This window comes from Arthrobacter sp. UYNi723 (assembly GCF_054057635.1).
Genome location: NZ_JBSRZM010000083.1, coordinates 1 through 1,299 on the forward strand (window position 1 = coordinate 1; position 1,299 = coordinate 1,299).

Sequence of the window (1,299 nt, forward strand, 5' to 3'; positions counted from 1 at the left end):
AGGGCCTGCCAGTATTCAACACGCGGCTATTCTGATGCTTCGGGTTTGAGGGTGTAGTTCCATTCGCCGTGCCATTGATGGCGGGTGATGGGAAGGGCAGCCATTTCGGTGTCGCTGATTCTGATCCCCGTCGGATAGATGTTGTCGTCGAGTTCGGCGTGGACTTTCAGGCCGCTGCGGGTGGTTGTGGCGCCGATGAGATCGATGATGACCTGATGACTGGTCAGGGGCCTGCCGCGCCAGTTCATCGAGATGTGGCTGAAGAGCCGGTGCTCTATCTTGTTCCACTTGCTGGTGCCCGGCGGCAGGTGGCAGACGGTGATTTCCAGGCCGGTTTGGGCGGCCAGGGCTGCGAGCTGCGTCTTCCAGGCACGGAGCCGGTAGCCGTTGGAGCCGCCCCCGTCGGCGCAGATCAGCAGCTTCCCGGCACCAGGGTAAGCGTCTTGGCCAATCTGGGAGTACCAGCGGCGGATGCTCTCCACGGCGAACGCTGCGGTGTCATGGTCGGTGCCGACCGATACCCAGCCGTCATTGGCGGCGACGTCGTACACCCCGTAGGGGTTGGCCTTACCAAGTTCCGGGTCGGGGAAGTCGTGCACGTTCACCCGTACCGGGTCTCCGGCCGGCCGCCACTGCGCGCCGTCATTCTTGAACAGGCCGACGAGTTCCTTCTTCTTCGTGTCCACGCTGATCACCGGCTGCCCGGCGGCGATGTGGTCGGTGCTCTGCTCGTTCAAGTATCTGAACTGGGCATCCCGGTCCTCGTGGGCGGCACCCTCGACCTGTTTCGTGTTGGCTTGCAGACTGAATCCCTGCTCGTGCAGCAGGTTCGCCACCGTCCACGCCGACACCGGGTGGCCGGTCCCGGTCAGTTCCCGGGCGAGAGTACGCAAAGATTTCGTCGTCCACCGCAACGGCGACATCGGGTCCCCGCGCTCGTCCGGCTCGACCAACGCCAACAGTGCACCGGTCAGCCCGGGATCCATGACGGTGCGCGGTTTACGTCCCCCGCCGGGCTGTCGCACCCGTGTCGATGGGGCGTCGCCGGCTTCCAGCTCGTCCACGCCCCGGGCCACAGTCGACGGGCTGGCCCCCGCCGCCCGGGCAACCAGCTTGATCCCGCCATGCCCGAGCACCCGTGCTTCAGCGCCCATAGCCAGGCGACGCTGACGCTCATCCAGATGCGGCAACAACGAATCGAACTTTCCCCGTAAAGCCGTCTCAACCTCTGCACCAATGGCCATAGCACCACAATAGAACCAAAACGAAGAAACGCTGGCTTATTTACTGACGCGTCCT

1 pseudogene is annotated in these 1,299 nt (G+C 64.0%); it reads right to left on the minus strand.

The features are described from left to right. Positions 1-38: 38 nt before the first annotated feature. Positions 39-1,244: pseudogene (locus ACVWY0_RS22290) on the minus strand (ISAzo13 family transposase); the annotation flags it as partial. Positions 1,245-1,299 lie beyond the last annotated feature (55 nt).